The organism is Flavihumibacter sp. ZG627, from assembly GCF_000814325.1.
GTDB lineage: Bacteria > Bacteroidota > Bacteroidia > Chitinophagales > Chitinophagaceae > Flavihumibacter.
On the sequence record NZ_JPHF01000046.1, the window covers coordinates 1 to 550 of the forward strand.

Sequence of the window (550 nt, forward strand, 5' to 3'; positions counted from 1 at the left end):
TGCAGTACCACCAGCGATGCTAAGGTCAATGCCACCATTGCTGGATGTACAGATCGCCGGAGTTATTACTTCTGTAAGTTCAATAGTCTGAATTTCAACCGTTACTTCAATGTCTTTGGTTGTGGTGCAGCCATTTGCATCAGTAACTGTTACGGTATAAGTTCCTGCTGCAAGACTGGTTATGTCTTCATCGCTGGAGTTAAATCCGTTAGGTCCTGTCCAGCTAATAGTGTAAGGTGCAGTACCACCAGCGATGCTGAGATCAATACCTCCATTATTAGAAGTACAGATCGCGGGTGTTATTACTTCAGTCAAATCTATCGTCACATCCTGCGTACCAACTTCTACATCAAGGGTGGTGATACATCCATTGAGATCGGTGATCACAACAGTATACATGCCTGTAGCAAGTCCAGTGATATCTTTTGTATCAGCAGTGAAACTAGCCGGACCAGTCCAGCTATAAGAGTAAGCCGGCGTACCACCTGTTACTTCAAGTCCAATCGTTCCCGTTGAACCGGTACAAGCCGTCAGTCCTACTGTAGGCACC

Annotated in this window: 1 protein-coding gene; it reads right to left on the reverse strand. The window is 45.8% G+C overall.

Going from position 1 to position 550, the window contains the following annotated elements:
• On the reverse strand, positions 1-550 hold a 550-nt coding region (locus HY58_RS18525), incomplete at both ends, for a hypothetical protein (RefSeq protein WP_216593839.1).